General features: G+C 70.9%; 15 protein-coding genes. 4 read left to right on the top strand and 11 right to left on the bottom strand.

Features of this window, described 5'->3' with window-relative positions:
* Positions 1-108: 108 nt before the first annotated feature.
* From ACFXDJ_RS11515 to ACFXDJ_RS11490, 6 genes are all read right to left on the bottom strand, one after another.
* Entirely contained in the window at positions 109-1035 is a 927-nt protein-coding gene (locus tag ACFXDJ_RS11515; protein WP_384848908.1) for a hypothetical protein, read from the bottom strand.
* Between the two features lie 87 nt (positions 1036-1122).
* Positions 1123-2226, bottom strand: a complete 1104-nt coding sequence (locus tag ACFXDJ_RS11510) for an LOG family protein (protein WP_384658065.1) — start codon at positions 2224-2226, stop codon at positions 1123-1125.
* A 26-nt stretch (positions 2227-2252) separates the two neighbouring features.
* A complete protein-coding gene (locus tag ACFXDJ_RS11505; protein ID WP_384658067.1) occupies positions 2253-3326 on the bottom strand; it encodes a hypothetical protein in 1074 nt (357 codons plus the stop codon).
* On the bottom strand, positions 3308-4087 hold the full coding sequence (locus ACFXDJ_RS11500) for an ABC transporter ATP-binding protein (RefSeq protein ID WP_384658069.1): 780 nt from the start codon (positions 4085-4087) through the stop codon (positions 3308-3310). The genes ACFXDJ_RS11505 and ACFXDJ_RS11500 overlap by 19 nt, the downstream gene beginning before the upstream one ends.
* Before the next feature lie 201 nt (positions 4088-4288).
* Positions 4289-5650, bottom strand: coding sequence for an aspartate aminotransferase family protein (locus ACFXDJ_RS11495; RefSeq protein WP_384658072.1), 1362 nt, complete (start codon positions 5648-5650; stop codon positions 4289-4291).
* Between the two features lie 3 nt (positions 5651-5653).
* A complete protein-coding gene (locus ACFXDJ_RS11490; RefSeq protein ID WP_384658074.1) occupies positions 5654-6157 on the bottom strand; it encodes an Lrp/AsnC family transcriptional regulator in 504 nt (167 codons plus the stop codon).
* A gap of 171 nt (positions 6158-6328) precedes the next feature.
* Between ACFXDJ_RS11490 and ACFXDJ_RS11485 the strand changes: the two genes are divergently transcribed.
* The 3 genes from ACFXDJ_RS11485 to ACFXDJ_RS11475 all read left to right on the top strand — a co-directional run bounded on the left by ACFXDJ_RS11485 (position 6329) and on the right by ACFXDJ_RS11475 (position 9668).
* Entirely contained in the window at positions 6329-7768 is a 1440-nt protein-coding gene (locus ACFXDJ_RS11485; RefSeq protein WP_384658076.1) for a gamma-aminobutyraldehyde dehydrogenase, read from the top strand.
* Between the two features lie 151 nt (positions 7769-7919).
* Positions 7920-9098, top strand: coding sequence for a spermidine/putrescine ABC transporter substrate-binding protein (locus tag ACFXDJ_RS11480; protein ID WP_384658079.1), 1179 nt, complete (start codon positions 7920-7922; stop codon positions 9096-9098).
* Between the two features lie 87 nt (positions 9099-9185).
* Complete coding sequence (locus ACFXDJ_RS11475) at positions 9186-9668, top strand: hypothetical protein (protein ID WP_384658081.1); 483 nt, start codon at positions 9186-9188, stop codon at positions 9666-9668.
* A gap of 3 nt (positions 9669-9671) precedes the next feature.
* Here the strand turns inward: ACFXDJ_RS11475 and ACFXDJ_RS11470 are convergent, their stop codons facing one another.
* The 5 genes from ACFXDJ_RS11470 to ACFXDJ_RS11450 form a co-directional block, all read right to left on the bottom strand.
* Positions 9672-10895, bottom strand: a complete 1224-nt coding sequence (locus ACFXDJ_RS11470) for a serine hydrolase domain-containing protein (RefSeq protein ID WP_384658084.1) — start codon at positions 10893-10895, stop codon at positions 9672-9674.
* Positions 10896-11042: 147 nt separating this feature from the next.
* Positions 11043-11744 carry a response regulator gene (locus ACFXDJ_RS11465; protein ID WP_384658086.1) on the bottom strand — a complete coding sequence of 234 codons (702 nt, stop codon included), beginning with the start codon at positions 11742-11744 and terminating at the stop codon, positions 11043-11045.
* Positions 11741-12838 carry a sensor histidine kinase gene (locus tag ACFXDJ_RS11460; RefSeq protein ID WP_384658098.1) on the bottom strand — a complete coding sequence of 366 codons (1098 nt, stop codon included), beginning with the start codon at positions 12836-12838 and terminating at the stop codon, positions 11741-11743. Before ACFXDJ_RS11460 ends, ACFXDJ_RS11465 begins: the two co-directional genes overlap by 4 nt.
* Before the next feature lie 95 nt (positions 12839-12933).
* Positions 12934-13623 (bottom strand): glycerophosphodiester phosphodiesterase, encoded by a 690-nt coding sequence (locus ACFXDJ_RS11455; RefSeq protein ID WP_384658089.1) that lies wholly within the window; start codon positions 13621-13623, stop codon positions 12934-12936.
* Positions 13624-13659: 36 nt separating this feature from the next.
* Positions 13660-14685 carry an adenosine deaminase gene (locus tag ACFXDJ_RS11450; protein ID WP_384658092.1) on the bottom strand — a complete coding sequence of 342 codons (1026 nt, stop codon included), beginning with the start codon at positions 14683-14685 and terminating at the stop codon, positions 13660-13662.
* A gap of 109 nt (positions 14686-14794) precedes the next feature.
* Between ACFXDJ_RS11450 and ACFXDJ_RS11445 the strand changes: the two genes are divergently transcribed.
* On the top strand, positions 14795-15550 hold the full coding sequence (locus ACFXDJ_RS11445; RefSeq protein WP_384658095.1) for a DUF4190 domain-containing protein: 756 nt from the start codon (positions 14795-14797) through the stop codon (positions 15548-15550).
* Positions 15551-15583 lie beyond the last annotated feature (33 nt).

Genomic DNA, 15583 nt, shown 5'->3' with positions numbered 1-15583 from the left:
GGGGCTCGCGGCGGGGGCGCGGCCCCGCGCGCGCCGCGCCGCGGGGCGGGGGCCCGCGAGCGGGGCGGGCCGGCGGCGCCCGCGCCCCCCCCCCCCCCACCCCGCGCCTCAAACGCCGGCGGGGCTGGATGTGCCGGCGAGGCTGGATTCCTCCGGTTCGGCGGCGGTTTCGGCGCCGTCGTGGTTGCCGTACCAGGCGACCGCGACAGCGCCCGTCACCGCGAGGACGAAGCCGAGTACCGCCAGCCAGGCCATGCCGGGGCGGGAGGCGTCACCCAGCCAGAGCACGCCGATCGCACCCGGGAGGACGGTCTCGCCGACCACCAGGGCGGCGGTGGCCCCGTTCACCGAGCCGATCTGGAGCGCCACCGTGTGGAGGTACATGCCGCCGGCCCCCGCCACGACGATGGCGTAGAGCGCCGGGTCGCAGAGCAGGGCCGCGAACGAGAAGGGCTCGATGCCGTTCAGGATGCGGACCCCGACGCCCAGCGCGCCGAAGGCCAGACCCGACAGCAGGCCCGCCAGGATCGCGGCGCGGGCACCGAGGAAACGTACCGCCACGGTGCCGCCGATGATGATCAGCAGGGTCACCCCCAGCAGCCACCAGTGCGTGGCCGCCGGAGCGTGGTGGCCGCCCTCGTGGCCCGCGGCCGTCGCCAGCAGGATCAGCGCGGTGCAGACCACGCCGATCGAGGTCCATTCCTTGCGGGTCAGCCGGATCCCGAGCATCTTCACGCTCAGCACGGCCGTGATCACCAGGTTGGCGCTGATGACGGTCTGCGAGAGGAACAGCGGGAGGAGGCGGGCGGCCATGGCGCCCAGGCCGAAGCCCACGAAGTCCAGGATGGTGCCGACGATGAACTCCCAGGTCATCGCGGCTTTCGCGGTGGAGGAGAGGTTCGGGCCGCCATGCTGGGTGACCCCCGCGGCGGCCGGGGTCATCCGGGCCGCCCGCCGGGAGCCGACGGCTTGCAGGACGGATCCCGTGCCGTAACAGATGGATGCCGCGATCGCGGTCAGCAGGCCTATGAGCACCCGGAGGCTCCGTTCACGTCTGGCAGGTTTTGCGGTGTGCGTACCTCTGCCAGACGTATGGAGGGGCCGAGAAGTTGCCTGGTGGGGTCAGGACATTTGGGCGAGTACCGCAGGAACCTCGTCCACGGAGTCCACGAGCGCGATCCGGGACTCCATCGCGCGGCCGCGCGCCAGCGCCTGGAGCAGTGGCCAGGCCGGCAGGTGCTCGGTCCAGTGGGCGCGGCCGACGAGGATCATCGGGGTGGGCTCGGCCCGGGACTCGTAGTAGTTGGGCGTCGCGTTGTCGAAGATCTCCTGGACGGTGCCCGCCGCGCCCGGCAGGAACACCACGCCCGCGTTGGACCGGGCGAGCAGTCCGTCCTCCCGGGTGGCGTTCGCGAAGTACTTGGCGATGTGGCCGGCGAAGGCGTTCGGCGGCTCGTGTCCGTAGAACCAGGTCGGGATCCCCACCGAGTCCCCGCCGGGGCCGGCCGGCCAGCGTTCGCGTACGGAGAAGGCCGCCCGCGCCCAGTCGGACACGGAAGGGGAGAAGGACGGGACCCGCGCCAGGATCTCCAGGGCTTCCGGCAGGGCCTCGTCGGGGGCTCCGGCGAGGTAGGCGCCGAGGTTGGCCGCCTCCATCGCGCCCGGACCGCCGCCGGTGGCCACGATCAGCCCGGAGCGGGTCAGGGCCCGGCCGAGCTCGGCAGCGCCCCGGTACTCGGCGCCGCCGCGGGCCATGGCGTGGCCGCCCATCACACCGACCACGCGGGCGCCGGCGAGGTGCTCGTCGAGGGCGTCGGAGATGGCGTCGTCGTGGATGGAGCGCAGCATCGAGGAGAAGATGTCGCCGTCCGACTTGGTCTCCTGGAACCAGGCGTAGGCCTCGGCGTCAGGGGTGGCCTCGTAGCCGCCGGAGAGGCCCGAGAACAGCTCCTCGGCCGTGTACAGCAGCCCCCGGTACGGGTTGAACGGCAGGTCGGGGACGGGCTGGAAGACCAGCGCGCCGTCCGCGCGGACCTTCACCGAGGCATCGGGCTCCATCGCGCAGCCCAGGAACACGGCCGAGGAGGTGTCGGCGGACAGCAGCGCGAAGGTCCGCTCCAGCAGGTTGACCGACTGGATCCGGTACCCGCTGAGCGAGCCGCGGGCCACGACCCGGTCGAATTCGGCGAGCGTCTCGATCTCGGTGTCGATGTATCCGTTGACCATTCGGCCCACCCTAAGGGCTTGCCGTCTCAGTGGGTCAATGCCATCGACGTCAGCTGTGCCACACCCCACGCGAGCGGCAGGCACCCGGCCGCCAGCGCGATCGCCCGTACGGTCGCGGCGCCGCGCAGCACGCTGCCCGGGGCGCCGATGCCGATCAGGGCCGCGCGGGTGGCGGCGCGGGCCTGGCGGACCTCGACCGCCGAGGTCAGCAGGGTGGCGGCGGCGCACAGCACCACCAGCGCGGCGGCCGGTGCGGTCAGCGGCCCCAGCGGGACCTGGAGACCGCCGCGGTCGCGCAGGGCCACGGCGCTGAGGGCGCCCGCGCCGACCGCGCACAGCACGCCGAGCGGGGCGCCGAGCCGGGGGGCTTCCTCCTGGAGGGTCCGGCCGGCCAGCAGCCGGAGCGCGCCCGGACGTAGGGACTGGACCAGCGTCCCGCAGGCGTAGGCGAGGCCGGGACCGGCGAGGGCGAGCCCGGCGGCGGTCAGCGCCCAGCCGGCGGGCAGCCCGGCGCCGCCGGGTCCGGCGTAGGCCAGGGCGGCGAGTCCGCAGGCGGTCAGCGCGATGCCCCAGGGCAGCACGGTCTGCGGGGCCGGCCGAGGGTGCGGGCGCAGGGCGAGGGTGGTGGCGGCCGAGGCGGTCAGCGGGAGCAGGGCCAGCAGGGTGAGGGCGGCGGCGACGGGCAGAGGCCGGTCCGCGTGGAGCAGCCCGGCCCCCGCTCCGTCGAAGGGCAGCCCGGCCACGTCCCCGCGCAGGTGGAGGAAGACGGCCAGGGCCACGGCGCTGCCGAGGGCGCAGGCGACGGCGGTGGAAATCGCCGCGACCAGAGTGAGCCGTACGGGTCCCAGCCCGGCCGCGTCGAGCCCGTCCCGGGGTGTGGCCGCCGGGTCGGTACGGGCCACGGCGACGGCGAACTGGACGGTGACGGCGAGCGGCACCAGGGCCCACAGCAGCCGAGGGAACGATCCGGCGGGCCGGGCCGTGGCCTCCGCGAGCACGTACAGCAGCAGGAAGCCGCTGCCGGCGGAGGCCGCCGCGACCAGCAGCCGGCGCAGTTGCACGAGCGGCCGGGAGCCGCGGGCTAGGCGGAGAGCGAGCACGCGGCCTGGTCCTCCGGGGGCTGGGGGAAGGCGGTCTGGTGGGCGGCGGCCGCGGCCGCGGCCGGGCGTCCGTCGAGCAGGGCGACCCGCCGGTCGGCGACGGCCGCGGTCTCCTCGTCGTGGGTGGCCAGCACCACGGTGATCCCGTGCGAGCGGGCCGCGGTGGTGAGCGTACGGAGCAGCAGGGCGCACTCGGCGCGGTGCAGCGGGGCCGTGGGCTCGTCGGCGAAGATCACGGCGGGCTCGCTCGCGAGGGCGCGGGCGAGGGCGACGCGCTGGGACTCGGCGCGGTTGAGGGCGCCGGGGTGCTTGCGGGCGAAGGCGCCGATGTCGAGGCGGTCCAGCCATTCGCAGGCGGCCCGTTTGGCCCCGCGGTGGCTCGCGCCCGCGATCAGCAGCGGCAGGGCGGCGTTCTCCCAGACCCGGAGCTCGGGCAGCAGCTGCGGTTCGGGGCCGATCCAGCCGAACCGGTCGCGGCGCAGCCGCTCGCGGGCCAGTGCCCCCATGGTGTGCACGGGGACGCTGTTGAACCAGACCTCGCCCTGTTCGGGCAGCAGCTGCCCGGACAGGCAGCGCAGCAAGGTGGTCTTGCCGCTGCCGCGGGGGCCGGTGACGGCGAGGATCTCACCCGCGCGGACGCCGATCGAGACCCCGATGAGGCCGGGCGAACCGCTGTGGGAGTAGTGCAGGGACCGTGCCCAGAGCACATCGTCCTGGGGCGGGGCAGTGTCTGGCGGAGCTTTGTCCGGTGGAGCCACCATGGCGTACACCTCCGTCCGGGGGAACGAAGCGGAGCCGCGTAGGTCACTGGCACCGCAATGAGATGTAAAGAGATGAACGTCTTGGATGGTGACAGCACACGGCCCGGACCCCCTCGTTCTCACTCGAACGGAGGATCCGGGCCGTGTGGTCGGACTATTTACTGCTCGTTACTGCGCTTGCTGCTCGCGGACGGCTGCTGGTTAGAGCTTGGTCCAGGCCTCGGTCAGCACGCGGCGCAGGATGCCTTCGATCTCGTCGAAGGTGCCCTGGTCGGCCGTGAGCGGCGGGGCCAGCTGGATGACCGGGTCCCCACGGTCGTCGGCGCGGCAGTACAGGCCGTTGTCGAAGAGCGCCTTGGAGAGGAAGCCGTAGAGCACGCGCTCCGTCTCCTCGTCCGTGAAGGACTCCTTGGTGACCTTGTCCTTGACGAGCTCGATGCCGTAGAAGTAGCCGTTGCCGCGGACGTCGCCGACGATCGGCAGGTCGTGCAGCTTCTCCAGCGTCGAGCGGAAGGCGTCCTCGTTGTCCAGCACGTGCTGGTTGAGGCCTTCCTTGTCGAAGATGTCGAGGTTGGCCAGCGCCACCGCGGAGGACACCGGGTGTCCGCCGAAGGTGTAGCCGTGCAGGAAGGTGTTGTCACCCTTGTAGAACGGCTCGGCGAGCTTGTCCGAGATGATGCAGGCACCGATCGGGGAGTAGCCCGAGGTCATGCCCTTGGCGCAGGTGATCATGTCCGGGACGTAGCCGAACTTGTCACAGGCGAACATCGTGCCCAGACGGCCGAAGGCGCAGATCGTCTCGTCGGAGACGAGCAGCACGTCGTACTCGTCGCAGATCTCGCGGACCCGCTGGAAGTACCCGGGCGGCGGCGGGAAGCAGCCACCGGCGTTCTGCACCGGCTCCAGGAACACCGCGGCGACGGTGTCGGCGCCCTCGAACAGGATCTCCTGCTCGATCTGGTCGGCGCACCAGCGGCCGAAGGCCTCGGGGTCGTCGCCGTAGATCGGGGCGCGGTAGATGTTGGTGTTCGGCACCTTGTGCGCGCCGGGAACCAGCGGCTCGAAGGGGGCCTTGAGGGCCGGCAGGCCGGTGATGGACAGGGCGCCCTGCGGGGTGCCGTGGTAGGCGACCGCGCGGGAGATGACCTTGTACTTGGTGTGCTTGCCCTTGAGCTTGAAGTACTGCTTGGCAAGCTTCCAGGCGGTCTCGACGGCCTCGCCGCCACCGGTGGTGAAGAAGACCTTGTTCAGGTCGCCCGGGGCGTAGTTGGCGAGGCGCTCGGCGAGCTCGACGGCCTTGGGGTGCGCGTACGACCAGATGGGGAAGAACGCGAGTTCCTGGGCCTGCTTGTAGGCGACCTCGGCCAGTTCCTTGCGGCCGTGACCGGCGTTGACCACGAACAGTCCGGCGAGACCGTCCAGGTAGCGCTTGCCCTTGTCGTCGAAGATGTAGGTGCCTTCACCCCGCACGATGGTGGGGACGGGCGAGTTCTCGTACGACGACATGCGGGTGAAGTGCATCCACAGGTGGTCGTACGCGGTCTTGGAGAGGTCCTGGCTCACGGGCTATCTCGTTCCCCACATGTAGGTCTGCTTCTTCAGCTTCAGGTAAACGAAGCTTTCGGTTGATCGCACGCCGGGGAGCGCACGGATCTTCTTGTTGATCGTCTCCAGCAGGTGGTCGTCGTCCTCGCAGACGATCTCCACCATCAGGTCGAACGAGCCCGCGGTCATCACCACGTACTCGCACTCGGCCATGGCGGTCAGCGCGTCTGCCACGGGGTCGAGGTCTCCCTCGACGTTGATGCCGACCATCGCCTGGCGCCGCAGCCCCACGGTGAGCGGGTCGGTGACGGCCACGATCTGCATGACGCCCTGGTCGAGAAGCTTCTGTACTCGCTGGCGCACCGCGGCTTCGGACAGGCCCACGGCCTTGCCGATCGCTGCGTAAGGACGGCGACCGTCCTCCTGCAGTTGCTCGATGATCGCCAGGGACACAGCATCGACCGAAGGGGACGGTTGTCTGTTCCTGGAATCTGCGCTTCGACTGACCACGCCCTCACTCTGCACGAGGAGTCGTCCGTTCCGCAAGGCGAGAACGATGTAATTCGTTGTTTCAGGAGTCAGATCTCACTGATTCCGTAGTTCGTGGTGCGTGGGCCTGTCGAAAACGGCGTCCGAGGCGCTAGGCTGAGGAGCCGTCTCAACCATTGGACATGTGATCACAGGAGTGTGGCTGTAGTGACCACCGAACTGCGTCGTCTGCGCAACTACATCGGCGGGGAGTTCAAGGACGCCGCCGACGGGCGGACCACCGAGGTGGTCAACCCCGCCACGGGCGAGGCGTACGCGACCGCTCCCCTCTCCGGCCAGGCGGACGTGGACGCCGCCATGGCCGCCGCCGCCGCGGCCTTCCCGGGCTGGCGCGACACGACCCCCTCCGAGCGCCAGAAGGCGCTGCTCAAGATCGCGGACGCCTTCGAGGCGCGCGCGGACGAGCTCGTCGCCACCGAGTCGGAGAACACCGGCAAGCCGCTGGGCCTCACGGCCAGCGAGGAGCTGCCGCCGATGGTGGACCAGATCCGCTTCTTCGCGGGCGCCGCCCGCCTGCTGGAGGGCCGTTCGGCCGGCGAGTACATGGAGGGCATGACCTCCATCGTCCGCCGCGAGCCGGTCGGCGTCTGCGCCCAGGTGGCGCCGTGGAACTACCCGATGATGATGGCCGTCTGGAAGTTCGCCCCGGCCATCGCCGCGGGCAACACCGTGGTCCTCAAGCCCTCGGACACCACCCCGGCCTCGACCATCCTGATGGCCGAGATCATCGACTCGATCCTGCCCAAGGGCGTCTTCAACGTCGTCTGCGGCGACCGCGAGACCGGCAAGGCCATGGTCGAGCACTCCACCCCGGCGATGGCCTCCATCACCGGCTCGGTGCGCGCGGGCATGCAGGTCGCCGAGAGCGCCTCCAAGGACGTCAAGCGCGTCCACCTGGAGCTCGGCGGCAAGGCCCCGGTCGTGGTCTTCGAGGACGCCGACATCGCCAAGGCCGCCGAGGACATCGCGGTCGCGGGCTTCTTCAACGCCGGCCAGGACTGCACCGCGGCCACCCGCGTCATCGTCCACGAGTCGATCCACGACGAGTTCGTCGCGGCGCTCGCCAAGAACGCGGCCGACACCAAGACCGGCCAGCCGGACGACGAGGACGTGCTCTACGGCCCGCTGAACAACCCGAACCAGCTGAAGCAGGTCGCGGGCTTCATCGAGCGGCTCCCCGCCCACGCCAAGGTCGAGGCGGGCGGCCACCAGGTCGGCGAGAAGGGCTACTTCTACGCCCCCACCGTGGTCTCCGGCCTCAAGCAGGACGACGAGATCATCCAGAACGAGGTCTTCGGCCCCGTCATCACCGTCCAGTCCTTCACGGACGAGGCTCAGGCCCTGGAGTACGCGAACGGCGTCGAGTTCGCCCTCGCCTCCTCGGTGTGGACCAAGAACCACGGCCGCGCGATGCGGATGTCCAAGAACCTCGACTTCGGCTGCGTGTGGATCAACACCCACATCCCGCTCGTGGCCGAGATGCCCCACGGCGGGTACAAGAAGTCCGGCTACGGCAAGGACCTCTCCGCCTACGGCTTCGAGGACTACACCCGCATCAAGCACGTCATGACCTCGCTCGACGGCTGATCCGAGGGTCGCTGAAGGCCATTGAGGGCTGGCGAGAGGTCCGGCGCGACGGCCGGGCGGCCACCGCATTGATCAGGCCACAGCCTTGAAGGGGCGGGTAGTAGACAACATGTCTATTGCCCGCCTCTTCGCGTTCGCCGAGGCTTTGGCCATGCCTGAACTCGCCTTCTCCCGCCGCGCGGCGATGCGCGGCCTCGGTGCCGCGGGCCTGCTCGCCGCCCTCACCGGCTGTGGCGTACCCGCCGCCTTCGTCCCCGAGTACCGGCGGGAGGGCCAAGACCGTTCCGAACGCGACCGCAGCGTCTCCTTCTCGAACTGGCCGCTCTACATCGACACGGACAGCAAGGACGAGAACCGGCGGCCGACGCTGGACGCCTTCTCGGAGAAGACCGGCATCGACGTCCGGTACACCGAGGAGATCAACGACAACGACGAGTTCTTCGGCAAGGTCAGCCCGTCGCTGATGAACCACCAGGAGACCGGCCACGACCTGGTCGTGGTCAGCGACTGGATGGCCGCCCGCTTCGTCCATCTGGGCTGGGCCCAGACGATGGACCGCTCGGCGCAGCCCAACGTGGCCAAGAACCTCGACCCGCAGCTGCGCTCCCCGGCCTTCGATCAGGGCCGGCTGCACACCGTCCCCTGGCAGTCGGGGATCACCGGCATCGCCTACAACCGCAAGGCGCTCGGCCGGGAGATCAAGTCGGTCAAGGACCTCTGGCAGCCGGACCTGGCCGGCAAGGTGACGCTCTTCTCCGGTCTCGACGAGTCCTTCTCCCTGCTGATGCAGGGCAACGGCGTCGACGTCACCCGGTGGACCGAGTCCGACTTCCACCGGATGTGCGATCAGGTGGAGAGCATGGTGAAGAAGAGGCACATCCGCCGCTTCACCGGCAACGACTACACCTCCGACCTCAGCAAGGGCGACGTCCTGGCCTGCCAGGCCTACTCCGGCGACGTGATCCAGCTCCAGGCCGACAACCCCGACATCGAGTTCGTGGTCCCGGAGGAGGGCGCCGAGCTCTGGGCGGAGAGCCTGCTGATCCCCAACCTCGCCCGCCACAAGGCCAATGCCGAGGCCCTGATCGACTTCTACTACGCCCCCGAGGTGGCCGCGGAGCTCGCGGCCGCCGTCAACTACGTCTGCCCGGTGCCGGCCGCCCGAGAGGTGCTGGCCGCTTCCGATGACAAGGAGACCGCCCAGCTCGCCGAGAACCCGCTGATCTTCCCCGACGACGACATGCGCAAGCGCCTCGTCCTGGCCCGGGACATCTCCTCGGCCGAGCGCGCACCCCTCGCCAAGCGGTGGAACGCCATCGTCGGACTCTGAGAAAGCTTGATCACGGTCCGGCCACAGAACTGAACGCGTTCAGCTATTTCGCTGAACGTGTTCAGAAATCTGCGTACGCTTGCCCTCATGAGCGAGAGAAACGCCCTTCTGCGGCGCATCCGTGTCTGGCTGGCCCTGTTCGTCGTTTGCCTCGTCCTCAGCGGACTCACGGCCTTCCCGCTGGTGAACGAGCTCCACTGGGCCAACTCCCTGGTCTCCCACGACTGGCTGCGCCGCGTGGGCGACGGGCTGGAGCAGGCCGACCGTGACTACCCCTTCCTCCTCTACGGCACCGACTGGCTCGCCTTCGCCCACCTGGTGATCGCGGTCTTCTTCTACGGGGTCCACCGCGACCCCGTCCGCAACATCTGGATCGTCGAGGCCGGCATGATCGCCTGCCTCGGGGTGATCCCGCTGGCCCTGATCTGTGGCCCGATCCGCGGGATCCCCTTCTGGTGGAGCGTCATCGACATGTCGTTCGGCGTCTTCGGGGTGATCCCGCTGCTGCTCCTGCGTCGCATGATCAAGCGGCTGGAGGCGATGGAGGCGATGGAAGCGATACCCGCCTGACGGCTACTTGGCGAAGGCCGCCATGACGATGCCCAGGGCCACCGGGTTCATGTCCTCGCCCTTGGCGTTCGTGGAGTTCACCGAGTAGACCAGGGTGCGGGAGAGGTCGCGGGTCGCGCCTATCGCGGTGTTGTAGCCGTGCCGGCCGCCCGACTTGCCCCAGGCGACCGTGCCGTCGGGCAGGACGATCCGGGACATCCCCGCCGTCAGGGTCGCGGCCTTCCCGCTGGCGAAGTCCTTGACCCCGGGCACCGTGAACATCTCCTCCAGCTGCGCCTTCGGCACGATCTTCCCGCTGAACAGGGCTATCGTGAACCGCTCCAGATCGGCCGTCGTCGAGATGATGTCCCCGGCGGCCCACCGGTCCGAGGAGTTCCACTCCGTCACATCGCGCAGCTCGGTCGTGCCGTCCGCCTTGGCCACGGCCTGGTAGCCATGGTTGTGCGGCCCGTGGATCTTCGTCTGGGTGCGGCTCGGGAACGAGGTCTGGTGCAGCCCCAGCGGCTTCAGGATCCGCCGGCCCACCGCCTCCTCGTACGTCGTGCCCGTCACCTTCTCGATCAGTACGCCCAGCAGCGTGTAGTTGATGTTCAGGTAGTGCTGCGCCGCTCCCGGAGTGAACTCCGGCTTTTTCGCGAGGGCGTTGGAGAGCTGCTTGTGCGGATCGGTCACGTCGAAGCGGTGCTCCCACTGCGCCTCGAAGGAGTCGCCCGGCCCGTCGGCCGCCGGTATGCCGCTGGTGTAGTTGAGCAGCTGTCGGACCGTGACGGTGTCGTAGGCGTCGGGGACCGTCTCCGGCAGGTACTGCCGGACCGGCTTGTTCAGGTCCACCCGACCCTCGGCCGCGAGCTGGAGCACCACCGCCGAGGTGAAGGTCTTGGTCACCGATCCGGCCCGGAAGCGGCCCTGTTCGACGGCTTCCCGTCCGGTCCGGATGTCCGCGACACCCGAACTACCGCGCCAGGAGCCGCTCGTACCGCCCACCCGGACCAGGGCGGCCGTCGCGTCCTTGTTCTGCGGACCGAGGCCGGCGATCGCCTTCTCCAGCACCGCGGCGTTCGGCGGCGTGGAGACGGCGGGCGCGGCGACTTCGGTCGAGGCCGAGGCCGAGGCCGAAGCGGACGCTGTTGCCCCCGGCGCCGCGGGCGCGGCGTGGGCGACGGCCGGTCCGGCCGCCACACCCAGGACCAGGGCGGTGGCGATCAGCGTGCGGGTCGTTGCGTTCATGGTGGGATCCCCCTGTCGGCTCTCCGGGCGACTTCCGCCCCGATGACCTCAATGCTGCTGGTCGGCAGGGCAGTTGCGGATCACCACCGAGAGTGGTCTTCACCGGTACGACAACTCACCGTGTCGAGGGAGGAGACCCTCGTCGTCTCACTCCCCAGAGGGAGATACCCAAGAGCCAGCCGGCCCGCCGGCCGCGATCAGACCCGTCTCGTACGCGCAGATCACCGCCTGGATCCGGTCCCGCAGCCCCAGCTTCGACAGCACGTTGCCCACGTGCGACTTGACCGTGTGCTCGCTCACCGTCAGCGCCGCCGCGATCTCCGCGTTCGACAGCCCCCGCCCCAGATGCAGCAGCGTCTCCCGCTCGCGGGCCGTCAGCGCCTCCAGTCGCTCGGCCGACAAGACCTCCCCGGCCGCCGGCCGGGCGGTCGCCGCCGTGTACTCCTCGATCAGCCGCCGGGCCACCGAAGGCGCCAGCAGGGACTCGCCCGCCGCCACCACCCGTACCGCGTGCACCAGATCGTCCCGCCGCACGTCCTTGAGCAGGAACCCGCTGGCCCCCGCGTGCAGCGCCTCGTACACGTACTCGTCCGAGTCGAAGGTCGTCAGCATCACCGTTCGGCAGGCGCTCTCCGCCGAGATCGTCCGGCAGGCCTCGATGCCGTCCAGCACCGGCATCCGGATGTCCAGCAGCGCCACGTCCGGCGCGAGGCGGCGTACCGCCTCCACCGCCGCCGCACCGTCCCCGACCTCCGCCACCACCTCGATGTCGTCCTGGACGTCCAGGATCATCGCGAAGCCGCTGCGCACCAGCTCCTGGTCGTCGGCCACCACCACACGGATCGTCAATTCCCCACCTCCGGCCCAGACGTTACAAGGGTCACCCGCACCCGGAACCCGCGGCCGTCCGGTCCCGGACCGGACTGTGCCGTTCCGCCGTGGGCCGCCGCCCGTTCGCGGATTCCGATCAGGCCGTGCCCGCCCGAAGGCGCGGCGCCGTGCCCGCCGCCCCCGCCCGGCCCCCGTCCGTCGTCCGTGACCGTCACCGCCAGGTCCCGCTCCGCGTACTCCAGCCGCACGGCCACCTTCGACGCCCCGGCGTGCTTCACCACGTTCGTCAGCGCCTCCTGCACCACCCGGTGCACCGTCGCCTCCAGCGCCGCCGGCAGGGCGCGCACCGCGCCCGTGCGCTCGTAACCCACCTCCAGCCCGCTGCCCCGGACCCGCTCCAGCAGCCCCGCCAGCTCCTCGATCCCGGGCTGGGGCCGTCGCGGGGCCGCCGCGTCCGTCCGCAGCACCCCCAGCATCGTGCGCAGCTGCGCCATCGCGTCCCGGCCCGTCTCGGCGATCGCCTCGAAGGCGGCCTCGGCCCGCTCGGGGGCCCTTCGTACCGCCACCGGACCGGCCTCCGCCTGCACGATCATGATGCTGACCGCGTGCGAGAGGATGTCGTGCATCTCCCGTGCGATCCGGGCCCGTTCGCGGGCGGCCGCCTGTTCGGCCTCGATCCGGTTGGCCCGCTCCAGCTGCGCCGCCCGGTCCTCCACGGCCGAGGTGTACGCCTGCCGCGTGTACTGGAGCCGGCCCAGGGCGTAGGACGCGCCCAGGATGAAGAGGGTGAAGAACAGTTCGCGCGCGGTCCCGGTGTCCCAGCCCACCGACAGGGCGACCGTGAGGACCGCGAGCGCGCCCACCACCACCCGGACCCGGGCCGTGCACAGCAGGGCGACCGTGTAGAAGGCGATCAGCCCCGCGTACGGGAGCGGCTGCCCAGGGCCGTCGACCGCCATCCGGTACGCGCCGCCGGCCAGCAGGATCGCGACCAGCACCGCCACCGGAGCCCGCCGCCGCCAGATCAGCGGAACCACGCCGAGCGTGGTCATCGCGTACGAGGCCCAGTCGGCGGGCGGCAGTTCGGCCGACCGGGGCACCACGAACGGCATCGTGACGGCCAGCTGCACCAGCAGCGTCAGCCCCAGGTCCTGCCGGCGCGGATCGGCTCCCCGGACCCGCGCTCCGAGCTCCCCCCAGGTGCGTATCACCGGCCGAGCTCGGCCCGTACGGCTCCGAGCACGTCCACCCGGTTCGTCGTGATCGAGTCGGTCCCCGCCGCGATCAGGGCGCGCATCGACCGCTTGGTGTCCGGGGTCCAGGCCGACACCAGCAGACCGTCGCGGTGCAGGGCGTCCACCAGTTCCCTTCCGACCAGCCCGAAACGGTAGTTGAGCCAGCTCGGGGCCACCGCGTCGATCAGCACCCGGCGCGGCGGCGCGAGCGTGGTCCAGGTCAGCGCGATCTCGGCGCCCGGATCGGCGGCGCGGACCGCCAGCATGGTGTCCGGGCCCGCGCAGTAGTACGTACGGTCGCGCGCCCCGCATTCGCGGACCTGGCCCACGACGGTCCGTACGGTCTCGGCGCTCGCGCCCGGCAGGTCGATCATGACGCGGCCCGCGCCGGCGGCCATCAGGGCGTCGCGCAGCGTCGGAATCCCGCCCTGCGTCAGCTCCTTGAGCTGTGGGGCCGTGACGGCGTCGAGCCGCACGTCATGGCCCCACAACCGCTGGAGGGTCTCGTCGTGGAGCAGTACGGGGGCCCCGTCGCGGGTCGTCCGTACGTCGATCTCCACCGCGTCCGCCCCGCGGGTGAAGGCGGAGCGGATCGAGGGAAGGGTGTTCTCGCGGACACGGTAGGGATCCCCGCGGTGGCCAACGGCAGTCAGGGTGCGCATGCACCCCATTCTTGCGGCCAGAGGTGTGCGCAGGCGTCAGGGAGCCAGCCAGGCGGAGGTGTACGTGTCGATCTCGGCGGTGAGCTTCGCCTTGCCGGCCGGGTCGAGGAACGAGGCCTCCACGGCGTTCTTCGCGAGCTGCGCGAGGCCGAGCTCGTCGAGGTCCAGCAGCCGGGCGGCCACCGCGTACTCGTTGTTGAGGTCGGAGCCGAACATCGGCGGGTCGTCGCTGTTGATGGTGACGAGCACACCGGCCGCCACCATCTCCTTGACCGGGTGCAGATCGAGGTCCGTGACGGCGCGGGTGGCGATGTTGGAGGTCGGGCAGACCTCCAGGGCGATGCGGTGCTCGGCGAGGTGGGCGAGCAGCTCCGGGTCCCGGGTGGCGCTGGTGCCGTGGCCGATGCGCTCGGCGCCCAGCTCGCGGATCGCGTCCCAGATGGTCTCCGGGCCGGTGGTCTCGCCGGCGTGCGGCACGCTGTGCAGGCCGGCGGCGCGGGCGGCGTCGAAGTACGGCTTGAACTGCGGGCGCGGTACGCCGACCTCGGGGCCGCCGAGCCCGAAGGAGACCAGCCCCTCGGGGCGCAGGTCGATCGCGAGGCGCGCGGTCTCGGCGGCGGCTTCCAGCCCGGCCTCACCGGGGATGTCGAAGCACCAGCGCAGGATGACGCCGAGCTCGGTCTCGGCGGCCTTGCGGGCGTCCTCGATGGCCTCCATGAAGGCCTTCTCGTCGATGCCGCGGCGGGTGGAGGAGTACGGGGTGACGGTGAGCTCGGCGTAGCGGATGTTCTGCCGGGCCATGTCCCGGGCAACCTCGAAGGTGAGGGTGCGCACGTCGTCGGGGGTGCGGACGAGGTCCACGACGGAGAGGTAGACCTCGATGAAGTGCGCGAAGTCGGTGAAGGTGAAGTAGTCGGCGAGGGCCTCGGGGTCCGTGGGGACCTTCGAGTCGGGGTGCCGGGAGGCGAGTTCGGCCACGATGCGCGGCGAGGCCGAGCCGACGTGGTGGACGTGCAGTTCGGCCTTGGGCAGCCCCGCGATGAAGGGGTGCAGGTCGGGCATGAGGGTGCCTCCGGGAGGGAGTGGTGCGGACGGAACTGGCTTCATCGTAGGGAAGGAAGGGCGTGTCGTAGGCAGCGCTTAGCATGGCCGTACGAGAGGGGGGTGCCGTATGACCGAACAGAGCCCCGAGTCGCGAGACCCGTGGGCGCCGCCGGAGCGGCCCGCGGTCGAACTGGGCAAGCAGCAGGGTGCGCCGGGTACGCCGGGCGCGTCGGGGGTCCACGACCAGCAGACCGTCGCGGGCATGCCGGGCGCCGACACGCCGCAGGACGCCCCGATAACCGGGCAGGCGCCGGCATCGGCACCAGCACCGGCGGCCGCGTCCGCATTCGGCCCGCCGGCGCCGGAGTCCGCGCCGGGAACGCCACCCGCCTACGGGTACCCGGCCCAGCCCGCTTCGGGCGCCTACGGATATCCGGCCCCGCCGGATCCCGGGGGCTACGGCTATCCCGCCCCGCCCGCCGCTCCGCAGGCCGCCCCGCAAGCGGCGTACGGAGGCCAGCCCGGCTACCCCGGATACCAGGGCTACCCCGGATATCCGGGGTACGCGCACAAGAGCAACGGCTTCGGCGTCACCGCGCTCGTGCTCGGGATCGTCGCCCTGATCAGCTGCTACGGCGGCCTCCTGTTCGGGATCCTGGCCGTCATCTTCGGCGTGCTGGGCCGCGGCAAGGCCAAGCGCGGCGAAGCCGACAACGACGGCATGGCGCTGGCCGGCGTCATCATGGGCGCCATCGGCATCGCGATCGGCTGCCTGTTCATCGCGATCGCCGTCTTCACCGTCATGTACGGCGGCGCGGGATCCGGCAACCACCCGGAGTACTCGACGAACTACCAGAACACCAAGGTCGTCTACCGGGTCTGAGCCGCCGGACGCGTACGCGGGTACGAGTACGCG

The sequence above is a fragment of the Streptomyces sp. NPDC059443 genome (assembly GCF_042750105.1).
Taxonomy (GTDB): domain Bacteria; phylum Actinomycetota; class Actinomycetes; order Streptomycetales; family Streptomycetaceae; genus Streptomyces.
The sequence above is the reverse complement of the archived record's forward strand: the minus strand, read 5'-3'. Positions and strand labels throughout refer to the sequence as shown.